Origin of the sequence: uncultured Arthrobacter sp., assembly GCF_947493765.1 — a bacterium.
Lineage (GTDB): Bacteria > Actinomycetota > Actinomycetes > Actinomycetales > Micrococcaceae > Arthrobacter_D.
Window position 1 is genome coordinate 1 of the sequence record NZ_CANLSZ010000010.1, and the last position, 15,000, is coordinate 15,000.

Annotated in this window: 14 protein-coding genes; 7 read left to right on the forward strand and 7 right to left on the reverse strand. The window is 69.5% G+C overall.

From position 1 onward, the window contains the following. Positions 1-150: 150 nt before the first annotated feature. Positions 151-465, reverse strand: a complete 315-nt coding sequence (locus Q0747_RS12455; protein WP_298255108.1) for a GAF domain-containing protein — start codon at positions 463-465, stop codon at positions 151-153. 265 nt (positions 466-730) lie between these two features. Here Q0747_RS12455 and Q0747_RS12460 point away from each other — a divergent pair, with 265 nt between their 5' ends. Then, the gene (locus Q0747_RS12460) at positions 731-1,417 is read left to right on the forward strand and encodes an NADPH-dependent F420 reductase (protein WP_298255110.1); all 687 of its coding nucleotides are present in this window, start codon (positions 731-733) and stop codon (positions 1,415-1,417) included. A gap of 65 nt (positions 1,418-1,482) precedes the next feature. Here Q0747_RS12460 and Q0747_RS12465 read toward each other — a convergent pair whose 3' ends face one another. Both Q0747_RS12465 and Q0747_RS12470 read right to left on the reverse strand, forming a co-directional pair. Next, a complete protein-coding gene (locus tag Q0747_RS12465; protein WP_298255249.1) occupies positions 1,483-2,103 on the reverse strand; it encodes a DnaJ family domain-containing protein in 621 nt (206 codons plus the stop codon). 125 nt (positions 2,104-2,228) lie between these two features. Further along, positions 2,229-3,854, reverse strand: a complete 1,626-nt coding sequence (locus tag Q0747_RS12470; protein WP_298255251.1) for a glycoside hydrolase family 13 protein — start codon at positions 3,852-3,854, stop codon at positions 2,229-2,231. Positions 3,855-4,085: 231 nt separating this feature from the next. Between Q0747_RS12470 and Q0747_RS12475 the strand changes: the two genes are divergently transcribed. Together Q0747_RS12475 and Q0747_RS12480 are read left to right on the forward strand one after the other, a co-directional pair. Further along, positions 4,086-4,751: an SDR family NAD(P)-dependent oxidoreductase gene (locus Q0747_RS12475; protein ID WP_298255112.1), complete on the forward strand. Its 666-nt coding sequence runs from the start codon at positions 4,086-4,088 to the stop codon at positions 4,749-4,751. A gap of 48 nt (positions 4,752-4,799) precedes the next feature. Next, positions 4,800-5,645, forward strand: a complete 846-nt coding sequence (locus Q0747_RS12480; protein WP_298255114.1) for an NAD(P)-dependent oxidoreductase — start codon at positions 4,800-4,802, stop codon at positions 5,643-5,645. Between the two features lie 72 nt (positions 5,646-5,717). Here Q0747_RS12480 and Q0747_RS12485 read toward each other — a convergent pair whose 3' ends face one another. Both Q0747_RS12485 and mmsB read right to left on the reverse strand, forming a co-directional pair. Beyond that, entirely contained in the window at positions 5,718-7,202 is a 1,485-nt protein-coding gene (locus Q0747_RS12485; protein WP_298255116.1) for a CoA-acylating methylmalonate-semialdehyde dehydrogenase, read from the reverse strand. A gap of 27 nt (positions 7,203-7,229) precedes the next feature. Continuing rightward, positions 7,230-8,120, reverse strand: a complete 891-nt coding sequence (gene mmsB / locus Q0747_RS12490; protein ID WP_298255253.1) for a 3-hydroxyisobutyrate dehydrogenase — start codon at positions 8,118-8,120, stop codon at positions 7,230-7,232. A gap of 124 nt (positions 8,121-8,244) precedes the next feature. Here mmsB and Q0747_RS12495 point away from each other — a divergent pair, with 124 nt between their 5' ends. Then, entirely contained in the window at positions 8,245-9,150 is a 906-nt protein-coding gene (locus Q0747_RS12495) for a LysR family transcriptional regulator (protein WP_298255117.1), read from the forward strand. A gap of 95 nt (positions 9,151-9,245) precedes the next feature. Here Q0747_RS12495 and Q0747_RS12500 read toward each other — a convergent pair whose 3' ends face one another. Continuing rightward, positions 9,246-10,628 carry an MFS transporter gene (locus tag Q0747_RS12500; RefSeq protein ID WP_298255119.1) on the reverse strand — a complete coding sequence of 461 codons (1,383 nt, stop codon included), beginning with the start codon at positions 10,626-10,628 and terminating at the stop codon, positions 9,246-9,248. A gap of 212 nt (positions 10,629-10,840) precedes the next feature. Then, a complete protein-coding gene (locus tag Q0747_RS12505) occupies positions 10,841-11,701 on the reverse strand; it encodes a chromosome condensation regulator (protein ID WP_298255121.1) in 861 nt (286 codons plus the stop codon). Between the two features lie 122 nt (positions 11,702-11,823). On the opposite strand from Q0747_RS12505, the gene Q0747_RS12510 reads away from it, so the two are divergent. Genes Q0747_RS12510 through Q0747_RS12520 form a run of 3 tightly spaced genes read left to right on the forward strand, consistent with a single transcriptional unit; the run spans position 11,824 to position 14,914 of the window. Continuing rightward, complete coding sequence (locus Q0747_RS12510) at positions 11,824-12,870, forward strand: acyl-CoA dehydrogenase (protein WP_298255123.1); 1,047 nt, start codon at positions 11,824-11,826, stop codon at positions 12,868-12,870. Further along, complete coding sequence (locus tag Q0747_RS12515; protein WP_298255125.1) at positions 12,867-14,231, forward strand: PIG-L family deacetylase; 1,365 nt, start codon at positions 12,867-12,869, stop codon at positions 14,229-14,231. The genes Q0747_RS12510 and Q0747_RS12515 overlap by 4 nt, the downstream gene beginning before the upstream one ends. Next, on the forward strand, positions 14,228-14,914 hold the full coding sequence (locus tag Q0747_RS12520; RefSeq protein WP_298255127.1) for a glycosyltransferase family 2 protein: 687 nt from the start codon (positions 14,228-14,230) through the stop codon (positions 14,912-14,914). Before Q0747_RS12515 ends, Q0747_RS12520 begins: the two co-directional genes overlap by 4 nt. Positions 14,915-15,000: the final 86 nt, after the last annotated feature.

A 15,000-nucleotide genomic window follows, 5' to 3' on the forward strand; every position in this document is an offset into this window, starting at 1 on the left:
TCGCCAACTACATCGCCCGATCCCTGCTCGAATCAGGCGGATTCAGACCCGTCCTACACCCTGGTTCGTGAAGAGCCGCCGAAGGTCAGGAATTGCACAGGGACTGGCATCGGACGACAGCGACATGAACGGGCGCAGGATCCGGCGACGTCAGGTGCCGCGGTTCAGCTCGAGTTCGGCTTCCTGTGCGAGGCACTGGAGCAGGGTGCGGTCCTCGCGGCCCAGGATGCGCGGTTCCGTGTCGAGGATGCACATGCTGCCCACGAACCATCCTCCGGGTCCACGAAGCGGCAGGCCGGCGTAGAACCGGACGAACGGGGGTCCGACGAAGGACTTCAGGAACTGCCGATCGTCCCCGATGAGCGAGATGACCGCCGACAGAACGCCGAAGGATTGCTGGGCAAGGCGCGTCAGCCGGTCGAATCGTTCTTCATCGCCGGAATCGAGCAGACGGGTCCTGTCCACCGCCCGCAGTCGTTGCCGCTCCTTCGCCCGAGCTGCGACGGAAGACCCGCGTCGAATGGAGGGAATCGGGGTGGCGTGCTGAAGAGGCAGTGGCAAGAAGGTCCGCTCGGAGGGTAAGCAGTGCAGATAAGTTCGCTACAGCAACCATATGCTGCCTCCTGAGGATCACCAAGAGGTCATCGCGCGATCCCGGACGCCCCACCCTGATCGCCCGCTCGCCGGAAGTGTCGAGGAATAAGACTCATGCCCAGCCGTTGTGCTGGGCATGAGTGAGAACACGACAACCACGCCAGAGACAACGCGCAGCACCATCGGCTTCATCGGCAGCGGTAACATCGGCGCACAACTCGCGCGCCTCGCCGTCGGCCGTGACTACCCGGTCATCATGAGCAACTCACGGGGTCCCGAGACCCTGCAGGACCTCGTCGCGGAGCTCGGGACCGGAGCCCGCGCCGGCACCACCGACGACGCCGCGAGCGGGGGTGACATCGTGGTCGTCACCATCCCGCTGAAGAACCTCGACGCCGTCCCGGTCCAGCCGCTCGCCGGGAAGCTGGTCATCGATACGTGCAACTACTACCCGGAGCGCGACGGCCAGATTGCGCAGCTCGACGACGAGACGACCACGACGAGCGAGATGGTGCAGGATCATCTCCCGGGTTCCTCCGTGGTGAAGGTGTTCAACAACATCCAGTTCTCGCAGCTGACCACGGACGGTTCGCCCTCGGGCACCCCCGGACGCCGGGCACTGCCGATCGCCGGGGACGATTCCGATGCCAAGCAGGCCGTCGTGGAGCTGCTCGACGAGTTCGGCTTCGACGCCGTCGACGCGGGATCCCTCGCGGAGGGCTGGCGTTTCCAGCGCGACACCGCGGCCTACGGGGCAGTGCTCGACGCCGAGGGCATGCGGGAGGCTCTCGGGGCTGCGAAGCGCTACGCGGACATGGACTGACGGGCCGCTGCACAGAGACGGATCGACACGGACTGACTCGTCCGTCCGGATCAGATCGGACCGGATCAGCCGGAGCCTCTCAGGAGGCGCCTCCACAAGGGGATCCGCGCCGGCACGGGTGGTGCGGCGGCCTCGGCTGCCCGCCGCGCCGCCTCCCTGCGCTCCCGCCAGCGCTCCAGCTCCACGTCGACGTCGCGCAGCCTGGTGATCACGGGAGGTCCGCCGAGGAGCTGACGGCGTGCGTCGATGACCCGGTAGTTGAAGTCCTCGAGGATCTCCCGCACCTGCGCCGGCGTGTACTGGCGATCGAGGCGGGCGTCGAGCTCGGCGTCCTCCTTGCGCAGCAGGATGGCCTGCGGACCAAGTCCGGTGATGTTCTCGCGCTGGATCAGGCCCTTGACCCACCAGTCCGGATCGTGTGCCTCCCCCAGACCGGGAATCGGCTTGCCGGCGAGCGCGAGGGTGTCGAAATCCCCTCGGGCCACCGCCCGGTCCACGATCAGGCGTGCCCGCTCCGCCTCGTCCTCCCCCGGCCGCAACGGTGCCAGGCCGTTGACCCGATCGTCGCCGTCGTTCTGGCGCTCCAGTTCCGCCAGCGCATCACCCGGCTCCGCAGCGCCGCCCTGCGCCGCGCGGTACTGCGCCGCCTTCCGCAGCCTCTCCTCCTGCTCCCCTGACCTGCTGATGGCGCCTCCCGCGTCGTTCGTGCCGGTCCTGCAAGTATTCCGGGGTGCCCGAGACGCGTGCAACCGATTCTCCTGCCGACGAACGCACCCGGGTTGGACATCCCCGGGGCGCCGGCCCGCGGATCCTAGGTGAGCCAGACCGTCGTGTCGGCGGGCACCCGTCCGTCCTCGAGGGGCGAGCTGCTCAGCAGCACCGTACCCGCGGGAAGATCCACCGGCTCGGGGCCGAAGTTGGTCAGGGTCCGCCATCCGCCGGGCCGGACGAAGTGGAGCACGTCGGCGGAGTCCTCCACCCACTCGAGGCTCTCCGTGCCCTGCAGCGCGCGTCGCAGCTCGAGCGCACGGCGGTAGAAGCCGAGGCTGGACGCCGGATCCTCCTCCTGCACGTCCACCGCGTACTCGCCGAACCAGGCGGGTTGCGGCAGGTGGGTCCCATCGTCGCCGAAGCCGAAGGACGTGCCCGTGGCCGTCCAGGGCAGGGGTACCCGGCAGCCGTCGCGGCCCACGTCCACGCCCGTGTTCCGGAGGAAGGTGGGATCCTGGCGGGCCTCGTCGGCGATGTCGGCGACCTCGTGCAGCCCGAGCTCCTCACCCTGGTACAGATAGGCCGAGCCCGGCAGGGCGAGCATCAGCTGGGTGGCAGCCCGGGCCCGGCGCTCACCGAGCTCCCGGTCCAGCGCGCTCTCGGGCCCGCCGTCCAGCAGCCAGGCACGTCCGTCCTGGCTCGCGCCGTCCTCCGCCGGCGGCAGGCCGTAGCGCGTGGCGTGGCGGACGACGTCGTGATTGGAGAAGACCCAGGTCGACGACGCGCCCGATGCGCCGACCTCGGCGAGATTGGTGGTGATGATCTCGCGGAACTGGTCGGCGTCCCAGTCGGCGCGGAGGAGATCGAAGTTGAAGGCCTGTCCGAGGCCCTCCGGGCTGGCGTAGCGGGCCCGCCGGTCGGCGTGCACCCAGGCCTCGGCGACGGCGGTGCGCGGCGGCGTGTACTCGTTGAACACGGCGCGCCACTCCTCGAAGACCGCATGGACGTCGTCGCGGTCCCAGAACGGGTGCTGCCCGTGCGCGTTCTCCCCCTCCGGGGCGAGTTCGGCCTTGGACGGCAGCGGCTCCGTCATGTCCTTGGTCAGGGCGTGCGCCACGTCCACGCGGAAGCCGTCGACACCGCGGTCCGACCAGAACCGCAGTGTCCGCAGGAAGTCGTCACGGACCTCACGGTTGTCCCAGTTCAGATCCGGCTGCTCCCGGGCGAAGATGTGCATGTACCACTGGCCGTCCGGGGTCTGCTCCCAGGCGGGCCCGCCGAAGACCGAGTCCCAGTCCGAGGGCGGCGCGGAGCCGTCGGGACCCTTGCCGTCGCGGAAGATGTACCGCTCGCGCGCCTCGGAACCCCGCGGGGACGCCAGCGCCTCCTGGAACCAGACGTGCCGGTTCGACGTGTGGTTCGGCACGATGTCCGCGATGCACTTGATGCCGGCCCCGTGCAGCGCCGCGATCATGTCGTCGAAGTCCTCGAGCGTACCCAGCCGGGGGTCGACGTCGCGGTAGTCGTCGACGTCGTACCCGCCGTCCGCGAGCGCGGAGGGGTAGAAGGGGCTGAGCCAGACGGCATCGACACCGAGCTCCTGCAGGTACGGGATCCGGGAAGTGATTCCCCGGAGATCGCCGATGCCGTCCCCGTCGGAATCGGCGAAGCTCCGCGGGTAGATCTGGTACACAGCCGCCTGGCGCCACCAGTCGGGATCCTGCATACGCTCGGCCTGCTGGGTGGCGCCGGACCCGGGCACCTCGGGCTCGACGGCATCGGACGTGGCGGTGGAAGGCACGGGCGGGTTCCTCTCGGGGAGCGTGGTGGACGACGACGTTGCGCGATCCCGAGGGACCGCCGGCAGCACGCCGACGATCCTCTCTACGGCAGGAGGGGCGGCGATGTCAAAGGGCGTGGGCGGAATGATCCCTCCCTCCTGTTGCTTACACCTCGTATGACGACACTTGCGATCATCGGAGCAGGACGCGGCCTCGGCGCCGCCGTGGCACGCCGTTTCGGAGCCGAGGGCTTTTCCATCGCCCTCATCTCCAGGAACCAGGGCAGACTGGATGCCCTCGCGGACGATCTGGGCAAGGAGGGTGTCCACGCACGGGGCTTCGTCGCAGACGTCCGAAGCCCGGAGTCGATCGCGGCAGCGCTCGAGGCCGCCACCGAGACCCTCGGCCCCATCGAGGTACTCCAGTACAGCCCCCTCCCGCAGAAGGACTTCATGCGGCCCGTCCTGGAGACGACCCCCGCGGATCTCAAGGGGCCCATCGAGTTCTCCATCTACGGCCCGGTCGCCGCGGTGCACCAGGTTGTCCCCGGCATGCGGTTCCTCGGCGAGAACCGTGGCACCATCCTCTTCGTGAACGGCGGGTCGGCGGTGAAGCCCGGCCGCTCGGTCACGGGAACGTCCGTGGCCTTCGCCGGCCAGGCCGCCTACGTGCAGCTGCTGAACGAGGTGCTCGGTGAGGAGGGCATCCAGGTGTCACAGCTCATCGTCGGAGGGCGGATCATCGAGGGCGATCCGGAGAAGGATCCCGCCGTACTCGCCGAGATCCTGTGGAAGCTCCACACCGACCGCGACACCTTCCGCCATCAGGTCAGCGCCGACTGACCGGCGCTCCCGACCACTACCGGCCGCTCTCGACCAGCTGGAGGATTCATGAAGATCGCACTGCTCGGCGTCGGACGCATGGGGCACGAACTCGGTACGCACCTGCTCACGGCGAACCACGAGGTGAGCGCCTGGAACCGGACACCTGCCAAGGTCGACCGACTGGTGGAGGCCGGAGCCACCAGGGCGGAATCGCCCGAGGATTCCGTCCGCGACGCGGATGTGGTGCTCACGGTGCTCTTCGGTCCGGACACGGTCCGGGAGGTGGTGCTGTCGGGTCTGGACCTGCCGGCTGATGCGGTCTGGCTGGACGTCACCACGGTCTCCCCCGCTGACGCCCGCGAGTTCACGGACTATGCCACGGCTGCCGGGATCCGGTACGTCCACGGTCCGGTGATCGGCAGTCGCGCTCCGGCCAGAGCCGGTCGGCTCGGCGTCGTGCTCGGCGGCGCGGACGCGGATCTCGATGTCGTCGAACCCCTCGCAGCGCTGTGGGCCGACGACGAGCGTCTGCGACGCGTCGATACCCCGGCCGCTGCGGCGACGGGGAAACTGCTCGCGAATCTCGCCCTCGGCGTTACGCTGCAGGGCCTCGTCGAGGCACTCCGTCTCGGGAAGGCCAACGGGCTCGACGCCGCGGCCGTGCTCGAACAGCTCGAGGGAACCGGGCTGGCGGTCATCGCCGGCATGAAGGGCGACGTGATCACCGGGGGGACGTTCGACGACACCCAGTTCTCCGCGGATCTGCTCGCGAAGGATCTCCGGCTCATGCTGCGCTCGTCCGAGGATCCGCTGCCGGCGGTGACCGCTGCCCTGCAGTCGCTGACGGACGCGCAGCGCAGCGGGTCGGGTGACGATGACATCGCGGTGATCGCGAAGCCCGAGCTGGGCTGACGCGGAGCCCGTTCAAGAGCGAACGACGTCGCCCGGGGGCTGCCGTGCAGCAGTCCCCGGGGAGTCGCACGCTCAGTCGACCTGCGGGAAGCCGAGGTCGATCTTCGACGTCGACGGGTCGGGCCACCTGGTGGTCACGACCTTGCCGCGCGTGTAGAACCTGATGCTCTCCGGCCCGTACATGTGCGTATCGCCGAAGAGCGAGTCCTTCCAACCGCCGAACGAGTAGGTGCCGACGGGTACGGGGATGGGCACGTTGACGCCGATCATCCCGGCCTCGGCCTCGAACTCGAACTGGCGGGCGGCACCGCCGTCGCGCGTGAAGATCGCAGCACCGTTGCCGTACTGGTTCTCGTTCACCACGCGCACCGCGTCCGCATAGGTTGCCACCCGGACCACGGACAGCACGGGTCCGAAGATCTCGTCGTCGTACACCTTCATGCCCGGCGTCACGTGATCCACGAGGGAGACGCCGATGAAGAAGCCGTCGGAGTCGAACTGCTGCTCGGTACCGTCCACCACCACAGTGGCACCCTCGCCGGCGGCGTTCTTCACGTAGGACGCCACGCGGTCACGGTGCTCGGCCGAGATGAGCGGACCCATCTCGGAGCTGTCGTCCGTCCCGGCGCCGATCCTGAGGGAGCCCATCCGCGACTTCACGGCATCCACGAGATCGTCGGCGATGTCACCCACCGCGACGACCACGCTGACCGCCATGCACCGCTCCCCCGCAGAGCCGTAGGCGGCGGAGATCGCGGCGTCGGCAGCCATGTCGAGATCGGCGTCGGGCAGCACCACCATGTGGTTCTTCGCACCTCCGAGGGCCTGCACGCGCTTGCCGTTGGCGGCGGCACGGGAGTAGATGCTCCTCGCGATGGGGGTGGAACCCACGAAGCTGACGGCCTTCACCTCGGGGTGGTCGAGGATGTGCTCCACGGCCTCCCGGTCTCCCTGGACCACGTTCAGCACGCCGTCGGGCAGCCCCGCCTCGGAGAAGATCTCGGCGATGAACAGGGACGACGACGGATCCTTCTCGCTCGGCTTCAGCAGCACGGTGTTGCCGCAGGCGATCGCACTGCCGATCATCCACAGCGGCACCATGGCCGGGAAGTTGAACGGCGTGATGCACGCGACCACACCCACGGGCTGGCGGATCGAGTGGACGTCGACCCCGGTGGACGCCTGCTCCGAGCGTTCACCCTTGAGCATGTGGGACAGGCCCGTGGCGAACTCGATGTTCTCGAGACCTCGCGCGATCTCACCCTCGGCGTCCGAGAGCACCTTGCCGTGCTCACTCGTCAGGATGGCCGCGAGCTCGGACTTCCGCTCCGTGAGGAGCTGGCGGACCCTGTAGAAGACGGCCGACCGCTTGGCGAGACTGGCCGAGCGCCATTCCGGCAGGGCCGCCGCAGCAGCGGCGACGGCCTCGTCCACCCGCGCCGGCGAGGCGAAGGCGACCTCTTTCTCCTGCTTACCCGTTGCCGGGTTGTGGACCGGACCGTAGCGCTCGGCGTCGGAGATGCGCTTGCCGTCGATGTAGTGCGGAATCTGCTGCATGGTGATCCTTTCGAGGTGGAGCGGGTACTAGAGCGTGCCGTCGACGAGCTTGATGATCATGGAGCAGTCCTTGCCGCCCTGGCCGTCGTCGAGGAGTCGCTGGAAGAGCTGCTGGACGTGCTCGCCGATCTCAAGCGGCGTCCCGGTGTCACGTGCCGCGGCGATCGCGAGGCCGATGTCCTTGTTCGCCAGTTCGGCGGTGAAGGTCGGAGCAAAATCGTTGTTCGAGGCAGCCGTGTCCACGACGCCGGGAACCGGGTACCAGGTGCGAAGGGCCCAGCTGTCGCCCGAGGACACCGAGGCGATGTCCCAGAACACCTGCTTGTCCAGGCCGAGGCGATCGGCGAGCACGGCGCCCTCGGCCGTGGCCGCGAGATTGATGAACAGCATCAGGTTGTTGCAGATCTTCGCGGCCTGCCCCGTGGTGGCGCCACCCGTGGGAATGATGTTCCTCGCCATGGGCTCGATCAGGGCGGTGGCGTCCTTCACGGCGCCCTCCTCGCCCCCGATCATGAAGGTCAGGGTGCCGGCCTTCGCGCCGCTGATCCCACCCGAAACGGGCGCGTCGACGAAGCGGAAGCCCTTCTCCGCCGCCGCCTCGTGGAGGGCGGCGGCTGACTCGATGTCGATCGTGGAGGAATCGACCAGGAGCGTGGAGGTGTCCGCGTGCGCGAGGACGCCGTCGTCCCCGAGATACACGGCCCGGGCGTGCTCGCCCTTGGGTAGCATCGTGAAGAGGACGTCGACGCCGTCGACCGCTTCGGCGATCGAGGAGACCGCGGTGAGTCCGCCGGCCTCGGCTGCCGCCAGTGCGTCGGCATTCAGGTCGAACCCTCGCACCGTGTGATCTGCATTGACGAGATTCGCGGTCATGGGACCGCCCATGTTGCCGAGTCCGATCCAGCCGATCGTTGCCATCTTCAAGCTCCCTTGCTCGTGAGATTCCGTCCTCCCCACCTTCTCCCGCTGCTAGGGTGCGATCAAGGGAAGAATTCGTAGACGCGATGCGCATTAATGCACACCACTGGGTGGAAGGGGCTCGATGGTCGACTTCCGCCGCCTGCCCAGTCCCGACGATCTCCTGATCCTCCTCACCGTCGCGAGGCTCGGCCGGTTCAACGCGGTCGCCGAGACCCTCGGCACCACGCACACCACCATCTCCCGCCGCATCCTCGCGCTGGACAGGCAGCTCGGCGGCCGGACCCTGGAGCGGACGCCGCAGGGCTGGGAGCTGACGGCGCTCGGTGTGGATGCCGTGGCGGCGGCGGAGGTGATCGAGACCAGCCTCGGTGAACTCGATGCCCGCCTGTCCGACTCCGACGTGCTGACCGGGCTCATGCGGGTCAGCGCGCCCGACGGTTTCGGCGCACGCTTCGTCATGCCGGCCCTGGTGGAGATCCAGCGGGAGAACCCGCGGCTCGACGTCGAGCTGCTCAGCGCCACCCGCAAGGCGAGCCAGAACCGCTCAGGGGTCGATCTCGAGATCGTGGTGGGTCGCACCGAGTCCGCCAACGCGGAGCCGATCTTCCTGACCAACTACTTCCTGCGCCTCTACGCCAGTGCCGGGTACGCGGATCGCCGTGGCCTGCCCGGTCGCCTCGAGGACATCCGCCACCACAGCTTCGTCTCCTACGTGGAGTCCGCGCTGCAGGTGTGGGAGCTCGGCCACCGCTCCTCGCAGCTGCCCCTGCCGGTCACGTCCTTCCAGGCCACGAGCATCTTCGCGCAGGTGGACGCCGTCCACGCCGGCGCGGGTATCGGGCTCCTGCCGAGCTTCATGGTCCCCAAGGGAAGCGGTCTGGTGCCGGTCCTCCGCGAGGACTTCCACCGCCAGCTGCCCATCTGGGCCATCGCGCGCCCGGAGTCGCTGCGGTCCACCGCGGTCCAGGCCGTGGTGGCGGCCGTCCGGCACCAGATCACGGAGCGGGCGGGCGAGCTCGGCGCCTGACGCCCGGCGCTCGTCGCCCGCACCACGCAGGGGCGACGACGGCGCGGACCTGCCGCCGTCGTCGCCCCCTGCGTGGCTCCCGTGTGGTGCCTGCGCTACTTCTTCCTGCCCGCCAGGAGCTCGGCGGTCCCGCGCGCATCCGCCTCGTCGACGTCGAGCAGCGAGATGCCGCGGGTCTCGCGGAGGGCGAGGACGGCGACGATCGTCACGCAGCAGGCGAGCAGCAGGTAGATGGCCACCGGCGTCGACGAACCGTAGTCACGCAGGAGGGTCGCGGCGATGATCGGAGCCAGCGAGCCGGCGACGATCGAGGTGACCTGGTATCCCAGGGAGACTCCCGAGTAGCGCATGCGGGTGGGGAACATCTCGGCCATGATGGCCGGCTGCCCGGCGTACATCAGCGCGTGGAACATCAGTCCGATGGTGACGGCCGCGAGGATGATGAAGTCGTTACCGGTGTCCATCATGGGGAAGGCGAAGAATCCCCAGGTGGCGCCGAGGACGGCCCCGGCGAGATAGACCGGCTTGCGGCCGAGCTTGTCCGAGTAGCGCCCCACGATCGGCACGGCGCAGAAGTGCAGGGCATGGGCCACGAGCAGCAGCAGCAGGATCTTCGTGCGGTCCTCCCCGACCTCGGTGCTGAGATAGGTGATGCTGAAGGTGACCACGAGGTAGTACAGGATGTTCTCGGCGAAGCGCAGGCCCATGGCGGTGAAGACGCCGCGCGGGTAGCGCTTGAAGACCTCGACGACGCCGTAGCCCTTGGCGCCCTCGACGACGTCCTTCTGTGCGTCGAGGAAGATCGGGGCGTCACTGACCTTCGTGCGGATGTAGTAGCCGATGATGACGATCACCGCGGAGAGCCAGAAGGCCACGCGCCAGCCCCAGCCGAGGAAGGCGGCGTCGTCGAGGACGGCGGACAGGCCGAAGAGGACACCCGTGGCGAGCAGATTGCCCATGGGGACCGCCGACTGTGGCCAGCTGGCCCAGAAGCCGCGACTCTTGCTGGGGCTGTGCTCGGCGACCAGCAGCACGGCTCCACCCCATTCACCGCCGACGGCGAAGCCCTGGATGAAGCGCAGCACCACGAGCATGCCGGGTGCCCAGTAGCCCACCACGTCGAACGTGGGCAGGCAGCCCATGAGGAACGTGGAGGCACCCACGAGGATGATGCTGACCTGCAGGAGCTGCTTGCGTCCGTACTTGTCGCCGAAGTGGCCGAAGACGATCCCGCCGATGGGGCGCGCCACGAAGCCGACGGCGTAGGTCAGGAAGCCCGCGATGATCGCGTCGAGCTCCGACTCGGCGTTCGGGAAGAAGACGCTGGCGAAGACGAGCGTGGCGGCCGCGGCGTAGAGAAAGAACTCGTACCACTCGACCACGGTGCCGGCCATCGACGCCGCCACGACCTTCTTCAGCCCCGACTCCTTGACGTCGGGCTCCTGCCGTTGCGGGGGTGTGTGCTGCGCTGAACTCATCCTGGCTGCTCCTTCGAAGTCTTCGTCGACTCACATCGTCGTGTGCGGCGTCGCTCGCCGTCGTGCTCTCGATTGTGACCGGGAGCACACCGGGGCAGTTCGAGTATGACGGCGGGCAGGGGCGCGATCAACGCTCATTCGCGCAGAGCAAGTGTGCGTATACGCACGGTCTCCTCTCCGTGGACGTGGAGCTCCGGGCGAAGAGGGGCTCCTCAGGCGCCGGCTGGGCGCACGAGCCACGACGACGTGACGCACTGGCCGTCGTCATCACACCCCGCAGCCAAGACCGATCCGTCCGCGCGAACTCCGAGCGTATGGGCGGAACCCGTGGCGACAGCGACCACGCCGCGCCAGGACGACACCTCGCCCTGCCCCTGGCTGTTGTCGCCTGCGGCCAGCACCCGACCGTCAGCGGTCACCGCGACCGTGTGGAAGCTGCCCGCTGAGACCGCGACCACGCCACGCCACGCCCCTGTGTCCGGAGCGCTCGCCGCTCGGTCGCCGGCCACGAGGACGCGGCCCTCCCCGGTGAGCGCGACCGTATGCAGGCAGCCCGCGTCGATCGCGCGAAGATCCCGCCAGCCCGCTACCTCACACTGGCCCCTCCGATCGTTCCCGACCGCTACCGCCGTACCGTCCGAGCGCAGTCCCACGGAGTGCCAGTCCCCCGCGGCGACGGCGACCAGGTCCTCCCACGTTTCGATCTCGCAAGCTCCCTCACCGCGCCGACCTGCCGCTCGAGCCGTCCCGTCCTCCAGGACCGCGAGGGTTCTCCGCCACCCGGCGGCGATGCCTGCTACGCCCGTCCAGTCGTCGACGTCGCACTGCCCCTTGCTGTTCCAGCCTCGCGCGACGACGGTGCCGTCCGCACGGAGGCCGACGGTGTGCGAGCGGCCTGTGTTCGGCGCCGTATGTACGTTCCCTGCGGCCACCGCGACGATGCCGGTCCAGTCCCCCACCCGGCACTCATCCGCTTCCGGCCTGCCCGCGGTCAGTACCGAGCCGTCGAGTGTCACGCCGATGGAGTGGCGACGGCCGGCAGCGACGACAGCACCGCCTCGAATGGTGGTCACCGACGAATTGTCCCAGGGTCGGAGCTCCGGCCGAAAGAGGTGGTGCGTCACGCCGCGGAGAACCACCAGTAGACTTCGAACATGCTGGCCGTTGATGCCCCGACTTCGAAGAAGATGCGCCTGTGACGCTGCAGGAAGAGAAGCTCGCCCACGACGGATTGCTGCAGGAACTGGCTGATCGGACCGCAGCAGCACGAGGTTCCGTTCCGGACGCCCTCTCCCTCGCAGCCGACCTCGGAACCACTGCCCCACTGCCCGGCACCGGGCGGACGCCTGACATCTGGCGCATCCTGAGCACCCTCGCAGCAACCGATCTGTCCGTGGCGCGTGCGGTGGAGCCCCACCTCGACGCCCTCGCCATCCTCGACCAGGCGGGGCTGTCCCATCTGCATCGTGCCGGCGCCGCCGGGACCTGGGGGGTCTTCGCCGCCGAAGGACCCGGCGTGGCCGTCAGCGCGTCGACCGGCCCCGACGGCTGGATCCTGACCGGGACCAAACCCTGGTGCTCGCTCGCCGACCACCTCGATCACGCGATCATCACTGCGCACGTGGGCGACGGCGGGCGCCGAGCCTTCGCCGTCGATCTCCGCGCCGCCGGTGTCGTCGTCGACCCGCCCGACGCCTGGGTGAGTCGCGGCCTGACCATGGTGACCAGCTGCTCCGTGCACCTCGACGGCGCCGCCGCGACGCCGGTGGGCGGGACGGACTGGTACCTCCACCGCGACGGCTTCGCCTGGGGCGGGATCGGCGTCGCCGCGTGCTGGCTGGGCGGCGCCCTCGGGATCGCCAGGACCATGCTCGCCGCGGCCGGGCGCCGCACCCCGGACCAGGTGGCACTTCTCCACCTGGGCCGGGTCGACGCCGCCCTCCACGAGGCCAGGACCGTGCTCGGGGACGCCGCGGACGCCGTCGACGCCGGCCGTGCGTCCGGTCAGGACGGCGCCCTGCTCGCGGCCCGGGTGCGGTCCTCGGCCTTCCGCTGCGCCGAACTGGTGCTCGACGCGGCCGCGCACGGCCTCGGACCCGCGCCCCTCGCGTTCGACGAGACCCACGCCGCACGGGTGGCCGATCTGACGCTCTACCTGCGCCAGCACCACGCCGAGCGTGACGACGCCGCGCTCGGGGATAGAGTCCTCGCCCGGTCCGCCGAGGGGAACCCGGAGTGGTGACCTTCGCGCACGACGACCACAGCACACCGGAGAGCCACTGGAGGAGCTGGGAGCAGGATCGCTCCGGTGCGGATCTGCAGATCGAAGCCCTGTTCGACGGCCGCCTCCCGTCCCGCTTCATCCTGCTCGCCGCCCACCCCGACGACGAGACGCTCGGTGCGGGCGGGCTCCTCGCCAGGCTGGCCCGCGAGGGCGTACGGTGCGACGTCGTCGTCCTCACCGACGGCGAGGCCTCTCATCCGGACTCCCCCACCTACTCGCGGACTCAGCTGGCCGAACTCAGGCGTACGGAAGTGGCCAATGCGGTGCAGGTGCTGGCTCCGGCCGCGGCGCTGTGCTTCGAGGGCCTGCCCGACGGCGGCATCACGCAGGAGGACGCCGCCGCGGCCCTCACCCGGCTCCTGGGCGAGGGCGAGGCGCCGCGCACCCTGGTCGCAGCTCCGTGGCGGCACGACGGCCACACCGATCACGACGCCGTCGGACGGGCAGCCGCAGAGGTGTGCGAAGCCCACCAGACACCCCTGCTCGAGTACCCGATCTGGCTCTGGCACTGGGGTACGGCGGAGGAGCAGGCGGACCAGCTCGCAGACCTGTCACTGCACCACCTCGACTCCGACGACCACACCCGCAAGACCTCGGCCCTGGCCACCCACGCCTCGCAGGTGACCCCGCTGTCCGCAGCACCCGGCGACGAGGTGCTCCTCTCGGCCGACTTCCTGGAGCACTTCGACCGCAACTACGAGGCCTTCTTCGTCTCGGAGGGGTCCTCCACCTTCGAACGGCTGCATCAGGACAAGGCCGATCCGTGGGAGGTGGCCGAGCGCTTCTACGAACGGAGGAAGCGCGCACTCACCATCGCCAGCCTGCCCCGGGAGCGCTTCTGCCGCACGTTGGAGGTCGGCTGCTCCGTGGGAGCACTGACCCGGGAGCTCGCGACCGTCTCGGACAACGTCCTGGCCCTCGACACCAGCGAGACCGCTGTCCGCCGCACCGCCGAGGTGCTGAGCACGAACGACGCCGCCGAGGCCCGGCTCGCCACCGTGCCCCGCGACTGGCCCCGCGAGGACGGACCGTTCGACCTCGTGGTGCTCTCCGAGACCGGGTACTTCCTGTCCTCCGACCAGCTCGACGAGGTGATCGCGCTGATCCTCGCGTCGCTCGACGAGGACGGCGTGCTCGTCCTCTGCCACTGGCGCCACCCGATCGAGGGGTGGGAGCTCGACGGCGCCGACGTGCACGAGCGCGTCCGCCGGGTCCCGGAACTGACCACCCTCGCCCTGCACACGGAGGAGGACTTCCTCCTCGAGGTCTTCGTCCCGCCCCCCGCCCACTCCGTGGCACGACGCGAGGGCCTGCTGTGATCCCCGGCCAGCTCGCCGTCGTCCTGCCGGCCCGCGACGAGGAGGACTGGCTGCCGGCCTGCCTCGCGGACCTCGATGCCGCGCGTGAGCACCTCCAGAGCACCATCCCGCGCACCCCGGTGAGCATCACCGTGGTGCTGGACCGGTGCACCGACGGCTCGGCGAGCGCTGCACGCAGCATCGCGGGCGTCTCGGTCCTCGCCGGCAACTTCGGATCCGTGGGGGCCGCGCGCGACGCCGGTGTGCGCTTCGCGCTGGCCCGCTCGCACGCGCTGCCGGAGCGGACCTGGATCGCCAACACCGACGCCGACACGCTCGTGCCCCGGGAGTGGCTCGTCCGGCACCACCGGCTCGCCGTCCACCACGATCTCGTCCTGGGGACCGTCCGCCCCACCCTCACCCCGGAGAACGCGGAACGGTGGCAGCGGTGGGCGGACGACTACGTGGCCGCCGACGGCCACCACCACATCCACGGCGCGAATCTGGGGATCAGGGGCAGCACCTACCAGGAGGTGGGCGGCTTCGCCCCCCTCACCGAGGACGAGGACGTCGATCTGGTCGAGCGCGCGAAGCTCTGCGGTGCCGCCTGGATCGCGTCGGGACAGCTGCAGGTGACGACGTCGTCGCGCACCGTCGGTCGTGTTGCCGCAGGTTTCTCGACCTATCTGCGGATGCTCGGCTGACGGCGCACAGTGGCGTGTCCCGTTTTGTCCACAGCATCTGCTAGACATTCAGTGTCACCTTTCGAACCTCGTGCCTGGAGCGGGTC

Bases quoted from the DNA above. Each gene is read 5' to 3' on its own strand.
- Q0747_RS12460 (WP_298255110.1), top strand. From the start codon at position 731: ATGAGTGAGAACACGACAACCACGCCAGAGACAACGCGCAGCACCATC.
- Q0747_RS12470 (WP_298255251.1), bottom strand. From the start codon at position 3,854: ATGCAGGATCCCGACTGGTGGCGCCAGGCGGCTGTGTACCAGATCTAC.
- Q0747_RS12475 (WP_298255112.1), top strand. From the start codon at position 4,086: ATGACGACACTTGCGATCATCGGAGCAGGACGCGGCCTCGGCGCCGCC.
- Q0747_RS12480 (WP_298255114.1), top strand. From the start codon at position 4,800: ATGAAGATCGCACTGCTCGGCGTCGGACGCATGGGGCACGAACTCGGT.
- Q0747_RS12485 (WP_298255116.1), bottom strand. From the start codon at position 7,202: ATGCAGCAGATTCCGCACTACATCGACGGCAAGCGCATCTCCGACGCC.
- mmsB (WP_298255253.1), bottom strand. From the start codon at position 8,120: ATGGCAACGATCGGCTGGATCGGACTCGGCAACATGGGCGGTCCCATG.
- Q0747_RS12495 (WP_298255117.1), top strand. From the start codon at position 8,245: ATGGTCGACTTCCGCCGCCTGCCCAGTCCCGACGATCTCCTGATCCTC.
- Q0747_RS12500 (WP_298255119.1), bottom strand. From the start codon at position 10,628: ATGAGTTCAGCGCAGCACACACCCCCGCAACGGCAGGAGCCCGACGTC.